Raw genomic sequence first — 13,005 nt, 5'->3', positions numbered from 1 at the left:
GCAGGAAAGGACGCGCAGGCGTCTGCACGTTAAGACCGGAAAGTTTCACGATGTTCACAAGGCAGGTGATGGTCCAGCAATAAAAATGGGCGAGGCATCGCAAGACACGGTGCGTCTGGCAGCATGCTTTGCCGTATGCGCTAACGCTCGATTCGGCATGTCCGTATCTTAGTAGTCCTATTCGCCTCTTCTGATACAAATCGCTTGCAACTCTTCGTACTTCGTCATCGCACGCGGGTGGATACCGGCGCTTCTCATTTCGTCTACGCGGCCGCCGATTGTCCGGCGAAGGTGACATTAGACACATAGTTGATTATATTGTCAACCATGACACATAATTCTAAAATATGACGATACCAAGACCTGGAGCCGAGATGCCTGATATCCCGAACCCCCGTGCAACCCGGCAGCGCGCGCAGACGTTGCGCGGCCCGGCCCAAGCGGTTGAAGGGCGCCAACCGCGCGGTGCCCGCCGCAAGCGCGAAACCCGCGCCCGCCTGCTCGACGCCGCACTGAGGCTGATGGCGGAAAGAGGAATGGACTCGGTGGCCATCAACGACATTACCGAGGCCGCCGACGTCGGTTTCGGCTCGTTCTACAACCACTTCGGGTCGAAGGAGGGAATCTTCACCGCGCTCGTCGAATGGGTGTTCGAGGAATTCGCCGATACGCTCGACCAGCTCGCCCGCGAACTGTCCGACCCGGCCGAAATAGTCGCCGTCTCAGTGCGCCACACGCTGATGCGCGCACGTCGTGAACCGATATGGGGACGGCTTCTGATCCGCGAGGGATATTCGGTGCATGCACTGGGCTGGGGGCTCGGCCAACGATTGCTGCGCGATAGCCAAAGAGGCATTTCCGCGAAGCGCTTTGTCGTCCCTGATCACTTGATGTGTGTTGTGTCGGTCACGGGCATCATCTTCGCGGCGATCGCCGCCGAGTTGCACTTTGCCGTATCGGTTACGCCGGCGGTCCGGCGGCAAAAAGCGTCAGGAGTCGGCGAACAGAACTTCGCGGAACGGGTGGCGGCGGTCGTGCTACAGGTGCTTGGACTCAAGCGCGCGGAGGCGGAAAGAATTGCGCAACTACCGTTACCCACGGGCAGGCCGGAAACCAAGGTTTGCAGAGCAAAATCCCGCGCCTGCTGATCAATGCCGGCTATTCCCCGTAAAACACGCTCGCCAGATAACGGCCGCGGAGTTCTCGCAGGCCTGCGGCCAGAATTGCGCTGGCTGGAAGCGCGAGCAGGACACCAAAGAAACCGAAAAGCTGATCGAATGCGAGCAAGGCGAAAATCACCGCGAGCGGATGCAGGCCAATGCGCTCGCCGACGAGGCGTGGCGTGAGAATGAAACTTTCGAGAATCTGGCCGATGCCGTACACAACCACCACTGCGCCAACACCATACCAGCTACCGAATTGCAGCAGCGCGGCGAGAAGCGCGAGCGCCAGTCCGGTCACGAATCCGATATACGGAATGAACACGGCGAGCCCGGTAAAAAGACCGACGGGCAGCGCGATCTCGAAGCCCGCGATCGTCAAAGCGATTGGATAGAACGTAGCGAGCACCCCCATCACAAGCAGTTGGCCGCGCAGGTATTGCGACAGCATCTGGTCTATGTCTGTCAGGTACTTTCGCGTTTTGCCCAGCCAGGGTCGCGGCACGAAGCTTTCCAGGCGAGCGAATGCCTCGTGCCTGTCATAGAGCAGATAGAACAGGACGAGCGGCACCAACACGATGTTGCCTACGACAGTAACCATCATGTTGCCGCTCGTGCGCAGTGACTGCCACGCAGCCACTGTGATGGTCCGTTCGCTCACCTTGAGGTCCATCGTCAACATCTCACGGACATGGCTCAAATCGAATGAATAGCTCAGGCCAAGCAAGGCCAGTTTGGGTCGTAACCACGCGTTGAGTGTGGCTGCCAGAGAAGGGAACCGCAGGATCAGTTCAGGCCCCTCTTTGTGGATCACGGCAAACACGAGCAGAACGAGCAGCGTGGCCATCAAACCAAACAGAAGCATCATCAGGAGCGCGGCAAGTCCGCGTGGCGTGCGATGGCGTACCAGCCACTCGACTCCCGGTTGAAGGACATATGCGATGAGCCCGCCAAGCAGGAACGGCGTGAGGACCGGGCGCAAGATCCAAAGCAGGACGCCAGCCGTCAAGGCGGCCGCGCCCCATAGCAAGGCGTGGCGATTGTGCAAAGTCATAAGCGCAACGTGTGGGTGAATAAATCGGGTGTTCCCGCATTGGGGCGTCGCCTGGTGCGGCCGGACACGCCCGTTATAGCGATATCGTACTCATATTTGATTATTACGTCAATTTTGATACATATGAAGAATTATGCGAATCCTGCGGATTTGGTTGCCCTCTGGCGTGTTTCGGATGCCTGTCATGCTTTAGTTGACATTATCATCAGTTATGAGTCTAATGACATAAATGCTTGACGCCAACCGCCGGCGGCAGCCAAACCGTTCGTGAGACGCAAGTTAAATTTTTTTGCAGGATTTTCTATGGCGCAACAATCCAGACCCCAAGGCGTGCAGCCGAAACCCCACGCCGTTCACGAAATCGTGCAGCATGCATTGCGCAGTGCCGCGACAGCCGCAACAGCCAATGGCGCTATCGACGCGCTTGGCGAAGCCCTTCTCGAGTTCGAACGCCTGGTTGGAAACAGCAGCCAGCAGACGCACTGAGCCGTTACTGGCTCAGACAGGACGTCCCAATGGAATATATCGAAAGCTTGCGTCTGTTTCGCACTATCGTCGAGGTCAAAAACTTTAGACGAGCGGGGGAAATTCTGGGCTTATCGCCGTCGGCGGTCTCTCGCGCGATCGCTTCTTTGGAAGACCGCCTGAGCTCCCGCCTGTTCCATCGCTCCACCCGCCAGTTTTCGCTGACAGAGGTTGCGGAGCGCTTTTATGACGGGTGTTGCCGCATCCTCGACGATCTCGACTGCCTGGAAGCCGACGCCGCGAATCATGGCCGAGTGCCGGCCCGCGTACTTCGGTTGGTCGCCCATACGACTGCGACGCTGACATGGCTCGCACCACTGGTTGCATCGTTCAAACGCAAGCATCCAAAGATCGCTCTGGATGTCACGCTCACCGAGCGGCCAGTTGATCTGACAGCCGACGGCTACGATCTCGGTATCGTCCTGCCTTTCATGCTCGCGACGGATCTGGCCGTGACCCGGCTTCTCCAGCGTTTGCCGCTGGTTATCGTCACAACGGAGACCTATCTGAGGACGCGATCTCGACCCCGGCATCCAATGGATCTTGTGGACCATATGTTCGTCACCGTGCCTCCTTCCATGCACAAACCGATCGTGACGTTTCGAACGGAACGGGAGAACATTGCGGTGCCGATCAAATACGAGATCACGTCGAACAATCCAGTCTTCAATCGCGGCGTTCTGCTAGAGGGATTGGGTGTCGGCGTACTGCCGGCAAGCTTTGTTGAGCAGGACATAAAGGCCGGCCGGTTGGTGCATCTGCTGGAAGAGTTTGAAATCGCGGATACTGCGGCCGAGGTCCGCCTCGCCTACAGCGCGCGGACGCTTCTACCCGCCAAAGTGAGAGCGTTTATCGACCACGCCGCGGAATTTCTCGAAGGCGGGGTAAAGTAAAGCGCTCAAGAGCAGCCTCGCTGCCGCCGTGCACGATATTTCGGATCACTCATGTTTTTCCAGTATGGCCCGTACCTTGACCATTCGGACCGACGAACCGCAGGATTGACAATATAGCTTGCGGTCGGAACGAAAACACAAAATTGTGAAAAGCCGGCATTAAATTGAAAGAGACTTCTTCACGTGGCACCGAATAGGGTTAATGTAGTTGTCAGCGCAACGTCTCACTCTGCATCGGAAGCCGCCAACACCGCCAGGACCATTGCCGTAATACTGACGCTGGGTCGACGATTCGTCAGTGGCGAGCGAACGGGCGGTACGAAAATGTCCGGTCGCGCGTTACGTTTCGCGACAGGCGCCGGCCAGTTTTCCGGTGCTTGGGTTTTATGAAGGTTTGCGACGTGATGTCTGTAGTGTTCCGCTCCCGCTTGTAGTGCTTCCAAGGATGCGAACGGTCGTGGTCGTGCCGGGGCGATCACCATCCTGTACTGCTTCCGGTCAGGAGCTGCGTCAAGCACGACCCACTCCCGCTCCGGATAGTCGATTGCTGGAAACGGCATCCATAGAGGTCCCGATCGCTCGCCTCCGCCCCTGGGCGCCTCAAGGTAGCAGAAAAAACTGTCGAGGCAAGCCAGTGCAAAAACACGCAGGATTGTCCAGCGCTCGACCGACGAGGCCCATCCGGGCAAGCCAACTGGCGCGAAGAGCGAAAGCCAGACAAGAACACCAAGCAGCCCATGTTCGCATCGCCCGAACAGATGCGCCGGTCGTCGAACGTAATAAATGTGTCACCGCCGCTCCCCAGCAGCTACGGGCGAAAACGCGGGCGTGTTGACACTTTTACTAGCGCACCGAACGTAGTGAATGTGTCAATTCGCGTAAGTCGAGAGTGAACCAAACCGTGGGAGGCTGTCCCCGTCGTCGCGACCGCCGTCACAAACGGCGTGACGGCGGCGTAGCCGATGAAATATGGGGCATGGACTCTGCGAAATATTTAACGAAAGTAGGCCAGCGGGCCTGCCCCGGCGCGCTGGCCTTATGAGCTATGCTGACGACGTTGCCAACTGATCGGAGTTGCTATGCGACTGATCATCGAGGCCCGCCTGGAGGGTGGGGAAACCAGCGAGACTGAAGCGACGGTTGTTGCGGTGGTGGACCGAAGAGACCGGAGCGTGACCGAGTTGGGACTTACGCTTGCCGAAGGTCGCGCTATGCTCGCTGAGGTTCAATCGTTACTGGTGAGGGAGCAGACTGTCTTGTGGATGAAAGGACAATTGGCTTGCGATCGTTGTGGCTCGGTCCTGGCGCACAAGGACGCACGGTCGATCGCACTGCGAACCGTGTTTGGCAAGGTCAAAGTGCCGAGCCCGAGGCTGTGGACGTGTGGCTGCGCGGCAAAGCCAGGGCAACCGCGTCGCTCCGTGAGTCCGCTGTGTAAGGCTGTGCGCCAGCGTGTGACGCCGGAATTGCAATACCTGCAAGCCAAGTGGGCCGCCCATCTACCCTACCGTCAAGCCACCGAGTTGCTCCGGGAGGTCCTTCCGCTGGACAAAGGGATATCCATCGGTAGTACCCGTCGTCGGATCCTTGCCGTTGGTAGCGCGCTGGACGCGCAGATTGAGCGCGATATCGCGTCTGGACCAAAAGTGGAGGGCGCAGTGCAGGTTCGCGAATCGACCACCGTGGGTTGCGTGAGCGTTGACTCGGCGTGGTTGCGCTTCAGCAGCAGCCCCAGGAGCCGCAAAGCGGCGCGCGACCTTGCCGAGCTGAAATCGCCTTGGGCGCAGAAGTTGACTCAAGATCGACATGTCAACGTCGTCGCGGGCCGAGCAACCCTCGCTGATCGCACCCCGCGTCTCTTTGCGTATGTGCATAAGATGGTGCCATCGGCGCCCGCACGGCTAGACCAATTTCTCTTTGCAAGCGGCGTGACTCAAGACGAGCGGGTCACCGTGATCAGCGATGACGCTGGCGAATTTGGCAAGGCTGTGGACGGCAGCCAGCTCGCCAGAGCAAGGATCCTGGACTGGTTTCACATAGCGATGAAGTTCAAGGCTGCCATGAACTCGGTGTTCGGAAACAAGACGATGAAGCCCGACGACCGAATTGCAGTAGAGACAGCGATCGATCACGCCAAGTGGCTGGTTTGGCATGGAAAGGGCCGGCAATCAGTATTTCGTATCAAAGGATTGGATGCCACGCTCATGGTGAACGACGGCTATGAGTATTCGACGTTGTACTGGAACCTGCGCCGTCTGTATTTCTACATCGAGAACAACGCCGGTGCGCTCGTGAACTATGGCATGCGTTATCACAAGGGGCAACCGATCAGCAGCGGCATTGCCGAGTCCGCGGTGAACCTGGTGGTCAGCCACCGCATGGCGAAGAAGCAGCAAATGCGATGGACGGACAAGGGAGCCCACTATCTAGCGCTGGTGAGAGTTGCAGTTCTCAACGAAGAATTTTCCGTCGAGAGACTTGCCGAGTTAGCCAAAGCTTCTGTAGCTGCGAACTCACCGAATGTGCACCGAGCGGCTTGAATTCACCTCCCACGGTTTGGTTCACTCTCTTTGACAACACTCACAGCCCGCCCCGAGTCCCCTCCATCGCCCATGAAAACCGCCCTGGTCGCGCCGCGTCCCCTCGATGTGCTCGAACTGCCCGCCGATCTCGACGGCCGGGACGGCACCAACCGCGCGCACGGCCACGCGCAGATCGCCGCCAGCGACGACCTGAATGCGGTACGCGCGTGGCTTGCGCGGGTCGCCGACAAGAAAACTACCTTCGAGAACTACCGCAAGGAAGCCGAACGGCTGCTGCTGTGGGCGATCGTCCAGCTCGGCAAGCCGCTGTCCTCGCTCACGCACGAGGACCTTCAGCTGTTCCGCGAATTCCTGAAGAACCCGCAGCCGCGCTCACGCTGGGTCGCCGAAGGCGGCCGCAAATTCCCGCGTCATGACCCGCGCTGGCGCCCGTTCTACGGTGAACTGGCCGCGAGCAGCGAGCGTCAGGCGATGGTGATCATCAACGCGCTGTTTGCGTGGCTGGTCGAAGCCGGCTACCTGGCCGGTAACCCGCTGTCACTGTCGCGCCAGCGCACCCGCCGCACGAAGCCGCGCATCACGCGCTATCTCGACCGCGAACTGTGGCAGGAAGTGAAGGCTTATATCGACAGCCTGCCCAAAGACACCCAACGCGAGCGGGAGCGCTACCTGCGCGCACGGTGGCTGTTCACGCTGTTCTATCTCGGCGGTCTGCGCATCTCCGAGGTCAGCGGCAACACGATGGGATGCTTCTTCTGCCGGCGCGACGCGGATGGCCACGAGCGCTGGTGGCTCGAGGTGCTCGGCAAGGGCGACAAGGAGGGGCTCGTGCCCGCCTCCGCGGAAATGATGGTCGAGCTCGGGCGCTACCGGCGCGAACGCGGCCTGTCCGCCCTGCCCTCCCGGCATGAGGACACGCCGCTCGTGCTGCCGCTGGGCCAATCGATGAAGCCGCTCACGCGCGCCGCACTGCACACGATCGTCAAGGGCATCTTTGCCGGCACGGCCGAGCGGCTCCGGTTGCGCGGCGACAGGTTCAAGGGACAGGCCGATCTGCTCGATCACGCCTCCGCACACTGGTTGCGCCATACCGCAGGCTCCCATATGGCCGACGGGGGCACCGATCTGCGTACGGTGCGCGACAACCTGCGTCACGCGTCACTGACGAGTACCAATCCCTACCTGCACACACCCGACGACGAGCGTCACCGCGAAACCGAGGAAAAGCACCGCATCGACTGGTGAGACGGTCAGGATTCACGCCCGGGGTCGACCACTGCCTCGCCGCACGACTCCCGCCAACAGCCCGATACTCAAACCGCATCGGGTATGCAAAAATCCTGTCGACCCACCCGACAGCCTTGTCCCCCACCGCCATGGAAACCGTTGAAGTCAAACCACACGTACTCGCAGACCGCCGCGGCGTGGCGTTTGGCCTCGTACGCCAGAACAGCACGGTCGAATGCGTGATCACGATCGCGACACTGGAGACCCATTTCTGGCTTGAACCAGGGGCCAGTGAGGCCCGGACCATGAAGACCTTCCGGGATGGGTATGGCCGCATCCGGGCGATTGCTGAGCGCAAGCTGCTCGCCCATCCGGCAGCGCGTCTCGAACTGACGCCGGACGATTTTGCGCGTCCCTGACCGCAGGCAGGCTGGCGGCAACGGCACCCGACTGTTCCCCTCGACGTCCGCTTCTGCGTCAAACGACCGACAACCGAAGCGAAGGTTTTTGCTTCGTCAACCCGGTCATGCGGCGAAGCAGGGGGCACATTGACCCAGAAGCCTGACTGGCGGTGCGCGCACAGACTGCTCAAACAGCATTCACAATATCCTCGCATGCGTTGCCGGCGGTAAATCTGATGGTTTTTGCCGCTGGGATCGTGGCGGTCTCGCCCGCCCACGGATGGCGCCACCAGCGTTCGGCACGGTCTCCTGTCGAAAAAACGGTTCGAAGCCGATCATCTGCACCGCATCGCCGCGCGTCACTGCATCTGTCACGGCATCAAGGCCGTCACTGCCTCAACGATCGCTTCGATGGCAGCACCGGTGCGGGACCTGCTTTCGCCCGTCTGCGCCGCGACGGCATCGATGAGTTCCTGTTTATCCATATCTGCGCCCCATTGATCAAACGCCGGCGCACCGCAGACGGGACGCTCGCCCTATCGCACGTGTGCAACAAAAAATGCAACCTGTGAAATAAGCGGGAAGGGGCCTTACAGAGAGTGAACCATTCCGGGGGCCGGCGTCTTCATGCCGCCTGCGGCTGAGCCGACAATAAATGTGCTGGAACAACAGGACGCGGACGTCAACACGGACAGTTCGAATAACGTACGCCCCCCGCTCGGCGGCGCATTGGCTCGTATGGCGATCCAGGTGTGGATGCGCTGAAGCAACCGGGATCAACCGGGCCGTTTGGGCGGCTTACCGTGGAAGCAGATCCACCGACAGCTATAATGAAATCCAGCATCCACCGCACAACCTGGACAGCAGGTTCGCCATGTATCTTGCCCGTTTTTCGTATGACGTACTGCCAGTGAATCGCCAGCGTGCGATCGATTTCATTCGCCGGGAAGTCGAGGCAGCCAGGGGTAACGGCCTCAACGCACGGCTGCTCATACCAATGACACGCCGGGGAGGTGGGGCAGCGCTCCAGTTCGAGGTCGAGTTGACCAGCCTCGATCAGTTCGACGGTCTGCGCCATCAAGGCGCCGGCTCCAGCGAAGAGACTGGGAGCTGGATGCACGCGTTCAGCGAGATCCTTGTCTCCCCGCCTGATGTCGAGATCCTGCGACTGGATGGCACGGCGCAGTGATTGCGAAGCTATGCGTCTGGCCTGGGTTGTCGTACTTTCCGTGCAAAATCTGGCGGTAGCCGCGCGCAGAGCCGCTTGCAGCAAGGCTCGGCCGTTCGGTCGCAATCGCTGATTCAGCGATTGCGCAAGTACGTGATCAATATGGATTTTCAGGATCAAAGCGCCAGTTTCTGCACGGAAAGTACGACAACCCCATGCAGCATGTTGCCTTGGAGGGGTGTTGCTTTGTGTTATCGGCCTGCCAGCAAGTGCGCCGATTGGATTGCCCAACCGACTATGCCGCAATCCAGGGTAACGATCCGTCCACTGTGCTGATGAGCGGTGGAAGCTGCATCGTCGGCCCGCTTGGCGAGTTCATTGCTGGCCCCATCTTTGAGCGAGATGCATTGCTCGTGGCCGACCTCGACCTCAATGACCTTGCCCGGGCGAAATATGACTTTGACGTCGTCGTCTACCGTCGCGAAGCTCTCCAACGGTCTGATCAGTGAAGACGCACTTCGGAAGATCGACGAAGCCCTCAAAACACTCGGCTAACGTCATCGCTTCCGGGCCATTTCTGATCGGTGTGATGCTCGGCAGCGGACGCGATGCTGTTTCCGGTCGGTGTCCAATTCAGGTTCAGAGGGACGGCCGCCGCGCGATGGGATCGTTGAGATAAATATCCCGGTTCATGTGACGAAGGAGGGCTCGTGGAGACAGGACTGTAAGGCCGAGAGCGCGCCCTGCATCCCGCGGAGGACGGGTCTGAGCGAGATCGAAGCCGGCGGCGCTTTGCGTTGCGAGACAGAATGACATATGCTACGGCCTATGCCAAAGGAGAACATCGTGACGACAACCACCGAAGGCCGGCACGTCCGGCTATTCCGCAACGGCCGCAACCAGGCGATCCGCATCCCGCGCGAACTCGAACTACCGGGCGATGAGGCCATTGTCCGCAGGGAAGGCGCCTGCCTGATCATCGAACCGGTGAAAGCCACGCCGCTACGCGAGCTACTGGCGCAGTGGTCGCCGCTCGACGAGTCTTTCCCAGCGATTGACAGCCTGCCCGCCGATCCGGTAGACCTGTAATGCCGCTGTACCTGCTTGACACAAACATCATCTCGGACGCGATCCGGAACACGCGCGGTTCCTGCGCCACCCGGATAAGGGAGATGGCGCCGGAGAACCTCTGCACATCAATTATCGTCGCGGCCGAACTGCGTTTCGGGGCGGAAAAGAAGGGCTCGCCCGAACTGGCCGGTCGCGTCGATCGCGCCCTGGCCAGTCTCCCAGTCATGGCGTTGAACAGCGACGCCGATCGGTTCTATGGAAAACTGCGTGCGGACCTCGAGTGCCGGGGGCAACTGATCGGCGCGAACGACATGCTGATCGCTGCGCACGCGCTGGCGATCGATGCCGTGGTCGTCACGGACAACACCAACGAATTTTCGCGCGTGCAGGGTCTCCAGATTGAAAACTGGCTGGTCCGCGGTCCGGACTGACGCGGGCCGCACGGCGCTGGTCAGGAGATCCGCTACTGCACGCCCGCAGGAATGGCAGTGCCGCGCCTGACAGTCGAAAACCGGTCGGTGACGCCAGCCCCAAATAAGGACGCGCTCTCCGACCTATCGCGCTGCATCGAAGTTTGTCGAAAATGCATTGTGAGAAGGGGCGCGCTGGCCGGGCACACACTACGTTCGCAAGGTTGACTGCTACTGCACAGCCGCAGGGGGCAACCGCTCTACGACGGTGGCGTTCATCTTGGGCGGCTGTGTTCGCCCCCTATTCCAAAGTGACGCGGGCCAATATCGACGCCGTGCGCAATTTGGTTTGAGCCCGGACCGATATGAAGATGGCCCGCCCGTGCTTATCGGGCGGCCTTATCCATCCTTGCGCGACGGCGTTCCAGACAATCTTCCTGATCGACTACTTTACCGTGCCGGTATTTCGCGGCGAACTGCAGCATGCGCTTAATCGTGGCGAGGCCGTCCACAAGGGGGCTGACCAAGATAAGCGTTAATGCTCTGCAGAATATTAGGCCAGACCTTGCATCGACCTCGACCCCACGCGCACTTCGACTTGTGGTTACACTCGAAGTCTCCGGCTTTTCCCCCTCGCTCGGGCCTCATGGACCTCAAGCAAATCCAGTATTTCATCGCCCTCTTCGAGGACGGCTCCGTCACGCGCGCGGCCAAGCGCCTCGCCTCAATATCGTGCAGCCCGCGCTCAGCATGCAGATTTCGAAGCTCGAAGCCGAACTGCGGCAGACTCTCTTCGAGCGCGGCCCGCACGGCATGACGCCGACCGAAGCGGCGCGCCTCATGTATCGCCTCTACACGCCGATCATGCGCGACATCGGTCACGCACGCGAGCAACTGAGCCGGCGCGACGTGATCATCACGGGCCGCGTGTCCCTCGGGATGGTGGCGTCGGAAGCGGAAAGCGTGTTGCCGGAGTCGCTCGCGAAGTTCGACGCGCTCTTTCCGCAAGTCGAGGTATCGGTGGCCGATGGGTTCAGCGCGCAACTCATCGATGCCGTCGAGGCGGGCCGGCTCGATGCCGCGATCATCAACAAGCCGCGCGGGCGCCTCACGCTCGACGTGGAGCCGTTGCTGGTCGAAGAGATGGTGCTCGTGACGAGCGTCGCGCATGGCCCCGACCTGCCGCAGGACATCGATCTCGCGAGTTCGCCCGGCTTCGAACTGGTGCTGCCCACCCGCCGCAACGGCTTGCGCGGCGTGCTCGACGCCGCGCTGATGGCGGCCGACATCGTCATCAAGCCGAAATTCGAAATCGACCTGCTCAGCACCATCGTGCAGTTCGTCGAGCAGAGCAACGTCGCGACGATCCTGCCGCGCGTCGTCGTGCAGCGCAAGGTGGATGAAGGGCTGCTGTGCGCCCACAGGATCGCGTCGCCGCCGATCCTGCGGCACATCATTCAGGTGAGTCATCCGAAGCGGCCGATCGGGCCCGCCGCGCACGCGTTGATCCAGATCATCACCGACGAAATCCGGCGCGTGACGACGGGCGTGTCCCCTGAATGAACCTTGCTTATCGATTCCCTTCGAATGGCTCGCGTGCAGTGCGCGCATCGCTGCGCGTGCCGAACAGCGTGTCGCAGATCGGGAACGTCAGGTTGAAGTTTTGCGTCGCCATCACTTCAGGATCGTGGTGCGTGGCGTGCAGGCGCCGCACGGTGTTGACGAACGGAACGCGGTCAAGGAACGGGCTGTCGGTGAAGTGCGAGAGCGTATGCAGGCCCTCGTACATCAGGAAGTACGCCGCCATCGTGAACAACGCGATGTAGCCCGCGTTGCGCGAGAACACAAAACCGATCACGAGCGCGAACGGCACTGCGGCCAGCACGAAGGCCACGGGCGCAAACGGCGGAAACAGCAGCGCACGCCAGTGCCGCTGGCCCTTGTATTCGAGCGTGACGTGCGTGAAGAAGCGGTGATGAACCGCGCAATGGCGCTTGTAGATCATGCTGAAGTACTTTGTCGGACGATGCAGCACGTAGCGATGCGCAGCCCACTCGGCCCAGTTGCCGAACAGGAAGAGCGGAATGACGGCTAGCCATTCGGCGAGTGTCGGCGCATGAAGCTGCGTGAGGCAATACGCGATCACACCGCCCGTGAAGAGCAGCGTGAAGCCAAGATGCATTTCCCCGCGGTACCACGCGGGCGTGGCCGCGACGTACTCGTCGCGAAACTTGTATGAGCGGGCGCGGATGTCTTCGTCGTATTTCATCGATGTCTCCTGTCTGTGATGGTGATGGGCGCCTGATAGCGCCCCCTGCGCGCTAGGCCGGTTCGCGGGCGGCGCCGTTGTCGAGCTTGCCGAGCGTTTCCGGCACGATGAACGCACCGATGAGGAAGATCACGCTGATCGCGCCAACGAAGATCGCGAGTGTCATCGGCAACTGACTCGCGTCCTTCGCCACCAGCGACACGGCCGTCGGCATCATCCCGCCGATCGCGAAGCCGATGTTCCAGGAGAGGCCCGTGCCGGTCGCACGGATCGAGGTCGGGAAG

Annotated in this window: 12 protein-coding genes and 4 pseudogenes; 12 read left to right on the top strand and 4 right to left on the bottom strand. The window is 60.5% G+C overall.

Translation table 11 applies throughout. The features are described from left to right. The first annotated feature begins 374 nt into the window (after window positions 1-374). Window positions 375-1,148, top strand: coding sequence for a TetR/AcrR family transcriptional regulator (locus ACAX43_RS32265; RefSeq protein ID WP_370712375.1), 774 nt, complete (start codon window positions 375-377; stop codon window positions 1,146-1,148). Window positions 1,149-1,158: 10 nt separating this feature from the next. Here the strand turns inward: ACAX43_RS32265 and ACAX43_RS32260 are convergent, their stop codons facing one another. Next, complete coding sequence (locus tag ACAX43_RS32260) at window positions 1,159-2,214, bottom strand: AI-2E family transporter (RefSeq protein WP_370712374.1); 1,056 nt, start codon at window positions 2,212-2,214, stop codon at window positions 1,159-1,161. A gap of 303 nt (window positions 2,215-2,517) precedes the next feature. Between ACAX43_RS32260 and ACAX43_RS32255 the strand changes: the two genes are divergently transcribed. From ACAX43_RS32255 to ACAX43_RS32235, 5 genes are all read left to right on the top strand, one after another. Then, window positions 2,518-2,700 carry a hypothetical protein gene (locus ACAX43_RS32255; protein WP_370712373.1) on the top strand — a complete coding sequence of 61 codons (183 nt, stop codon included), beginning with the start codon at window positions 2,518-2,520 and terminating at the stop codon, window positions 2,698-2,700. Between the two features lie 29 nt (window positions 2,701-2,729). Continuing rightward, window positions 2,730-3,632: a LysR family transcriptional regulator gene (locus ACAX43_RS32250; RefSeq protein WP_370712372.1), complete on the top strand. Its 903-nt coding sequence runs from the start codon at window positions 2,730-2,732 to the stop codon at window positions 3,630-3,632. A 1,079-nt stretch (window positions 3,633-4,711) separates the two neighbouring features. Further along, window positions 4,712-6,172 carry an ISKra4 family transposase gene (locus ACAX43_RS32245; protein WP_370712371.1) on the top strand — a complete coding sequence of 487 codons (1,461 nt, stop codon included), beginning with the start codon at window positions 4,712-4,714 and terminating at the stop codon, window positions 6,170-6,172. A 72-nt stretch (window positions 6,173-6,244) separates the two neighbouring features. Then, window positions 6,245-7,420 (top strand): tyrosine-type recombinase/integrase, encoded by a 1,176-nt coding sequence (locus ACAX43_RS32240; RefSeq protein WP_370712370.1) that lies wholly within the window; start codon window positions 6,245-6,247, stop codon window positions 7,418-7,420. Between the two features lie 131 nt (window positions 7,421-7,551). Next, complete coding sequence (locus tag ACAX43_RS32235) at window positions 7,552-7,821, top strand: DUF1488 family protein (protein ID WP_370712404.1); 270 nt, start codon at window positions 7,552-7,554, stop codon at window positions 7,819-7,821. 169 nt (window positions 7,822-7,990) lie between these two features. Here ACAX43_RS32235 and ACAX43_RS32230 read toward each other — a convergent pair. After that, a pseudogene (locus ACAX43_RS32230) lies at window positions 7,991-8,288 on the bottom strand (HU family DNA-binding protein). 389 nt (window positions 8,289-8,677) lie between these two features. Between ACAX43_RS32230 and ACAX43_RS32225 the strand changes: the two are divergent. The 6 genes and pseudogenes from ACAX43_RS32225 (at window position 8,678) to ACAX43_RS32200 (ending at window position 12,015) form a co-directional block, all read left to right on the top strand. Then, a complete protein-coding gene (locus ACAX43_RS32225; protein ID WP_370712369.1) occupies window positions 8,678-8,992 on the top strand; it encodes a hypothetical protein in 315 nt (104 codons plus the stop codon). Window positions 8,993-9,186: 194 nt separating this feature from the next. Continuing rightward, window positions 9,187-9,480, top strand: coding sequence for a nitrilase-related carbon-nitrogen hydrolase (locus tag ACAX43_RS32220; RefSeq protein ID WP_370712368.1), 294 nt, complete (start codon window positions 9,187-9,189; stop codon window positions 9,478-9,480). 337 nt (window positions 9,481-9,817) lie between these two features. Continuing rightward, complete coding sequence (locus ACAX43_RS32215; RefSeq protein ID WP_370712367.1) at window positions 9,818-10,060, top strand: antitoxin; 243 nt, start codon at window positions 9,818-9,820, stop codon at window positions 10,058-10,060. Continuing rightward, the gene (locus ACAX43_RS32210; RefSeq protein WP_370712366.1) at window positions 10,060-10,473 is read left to right on the top strand and encodes a type II toxin-antitoxin system VapC family toxin; all 414 of its coding nucleotides are present in this window, start codon (window positions 10,060-10,062) and stop codon (window positions 10,471-10,473) included. The genes ACAX43_RS32215 and ACAX43_RS32210 overlap by 1 nt, the downstream gene beginning before the upstream one ends. A 401-nt stretch (window positions 10,474-10,874) precedes the next feature. After that, a pseudogene (locus ACAX43_RS32205) lies at window positions 10,875-10,964 on the top strand (Tn3 family transposase); the annotation flags it as partial. 134 nt (window positions 10,965-11,098) lie between these two features. Continuing rightward, window positions 11,099-12,015 (top strand): annotated as a pseudogene (locus ACAX43_RS32200) (LysR family transcriptional regulator). Between the two features lie 7 nt (window positions 12,016-12,022). Here the strand turns inward: ACAX43_RS32200 and ACAX43_RS32195 are convergent. Next, a complete protein-coding gene (locus ACAX43_RS32195) occupies window positions 12,023-12,721 on the bottom strand; it encodes a sterol desaturase family protein (protein WP_370712365.1) in 699 nt (232 codons plus the stop codon). 52 nt (window positions 12,722-12,773) lie between these two features. Further along, window positions 12,774-13,005: pseudogene (locus tag ACAX43_RS32190) on the bottom strand (MFS transporter); the annotation flags it as partial.

Source organism: Paraburkholderia sp. IW21 (assembly GCF_041321145.1).
In the GTDB taxonomy this organism is placed as follows: domain Bacteria; phylum Pseudomonadota; class Gammaproteobacteria; order Burkholderiales; family Burkholderiaceae; genus Paraburkholderia.
Note: the sequence above shows the minus strand (reverse complement) of the source record. Positions and strands in the feature narration are given on the sequence as shown.

What these genes read in the sequence shown, in the direction of transcription:
- ACAX43_RS32265 (WP_370712375.1), top strand. Translation starts at nt 375, where the DNA reads ATGCCTGATATCCCGAACCCCCGTGCAACCCGGCAGCGCGCGCAGACG.
- ACAX43_RS32260 (WP_370712374.1), bottom strand. Translation starts at nt 2,214, where the DNA reads ATGACTTTGCACAATCGCCACGCCTTGCTATGGGGCGCGGCCGCCTTG.
- ACAX43_RS32255 (WP_370712373.1), top strand. Translation starts at nt 2,518, where the DNA reads ATGGCGCAACAATCCAGACCCCAAGGCGTGCAGCCGAAACCCCACGCC.
- ACAX43_RS32250 (WP_370712372.1), top strand. Translation starts at nt 2,730, where the DNA reads ATGGAATATATCGAAAGCTTGCGTCTGTTTCGCACTATCGTCGAGGTC.
- ACAX43_RS32245 (WP_370712371.1), top strand. Translation starts at nt 4,712, where the DNA reads ATGCGACTGATCATCGAGGCCCGCCTGGAGGGTGGGGAAACCAGCGAG.
- ACAX43_RS32240 (WP_370712370.1), top strand. Translation starts at nt 6,245, where the DNA reads ATGAAAACCGCCCTGGTCGCGCCGCGTCCCCTCGATGTGCTCGAACTG.
- ACAX43_RS32235 (WP_370712404.1), top strand. Translation starts at nt 7,552, where the DNA reads ATGGAAACCGTTGAAGTCAAACCACACGTACTCGCAGACCGCCGCGGC.
- ACAX43_RS32225 (WP_370712369.1), top strand. Translation starts at nt 8,678, where the DNA reads ATGTATCTTGCCCGTTTTTCGTATGACGTACTGCCAGTGAATCGCCAG.
- ACAX43_RS32220 (WP_370712368.1), top strand. Translation starts at nt 9,187, where the DNA reads ATGCAGCATGTTGCCTTGGAGGGGTGTTGCTTTGTGTTATCGGCCTGC.
- ACAX43_RS32210 (WP_370712366.1), top strand. Translation starts at nt 10,060, where the DNA reads ATGCCGCTGTACCTGCTTGACACAAACATCATCTCGGACGCGATCCGG.
- ACAX43_RS32195 (WP_370712365.1), bottom strand. Translation starts at nt 12,721, where the DNA reads ATGAAATACGACGAAGACATCCGCGCCCGCTCATACAAGTTTCGCGAC.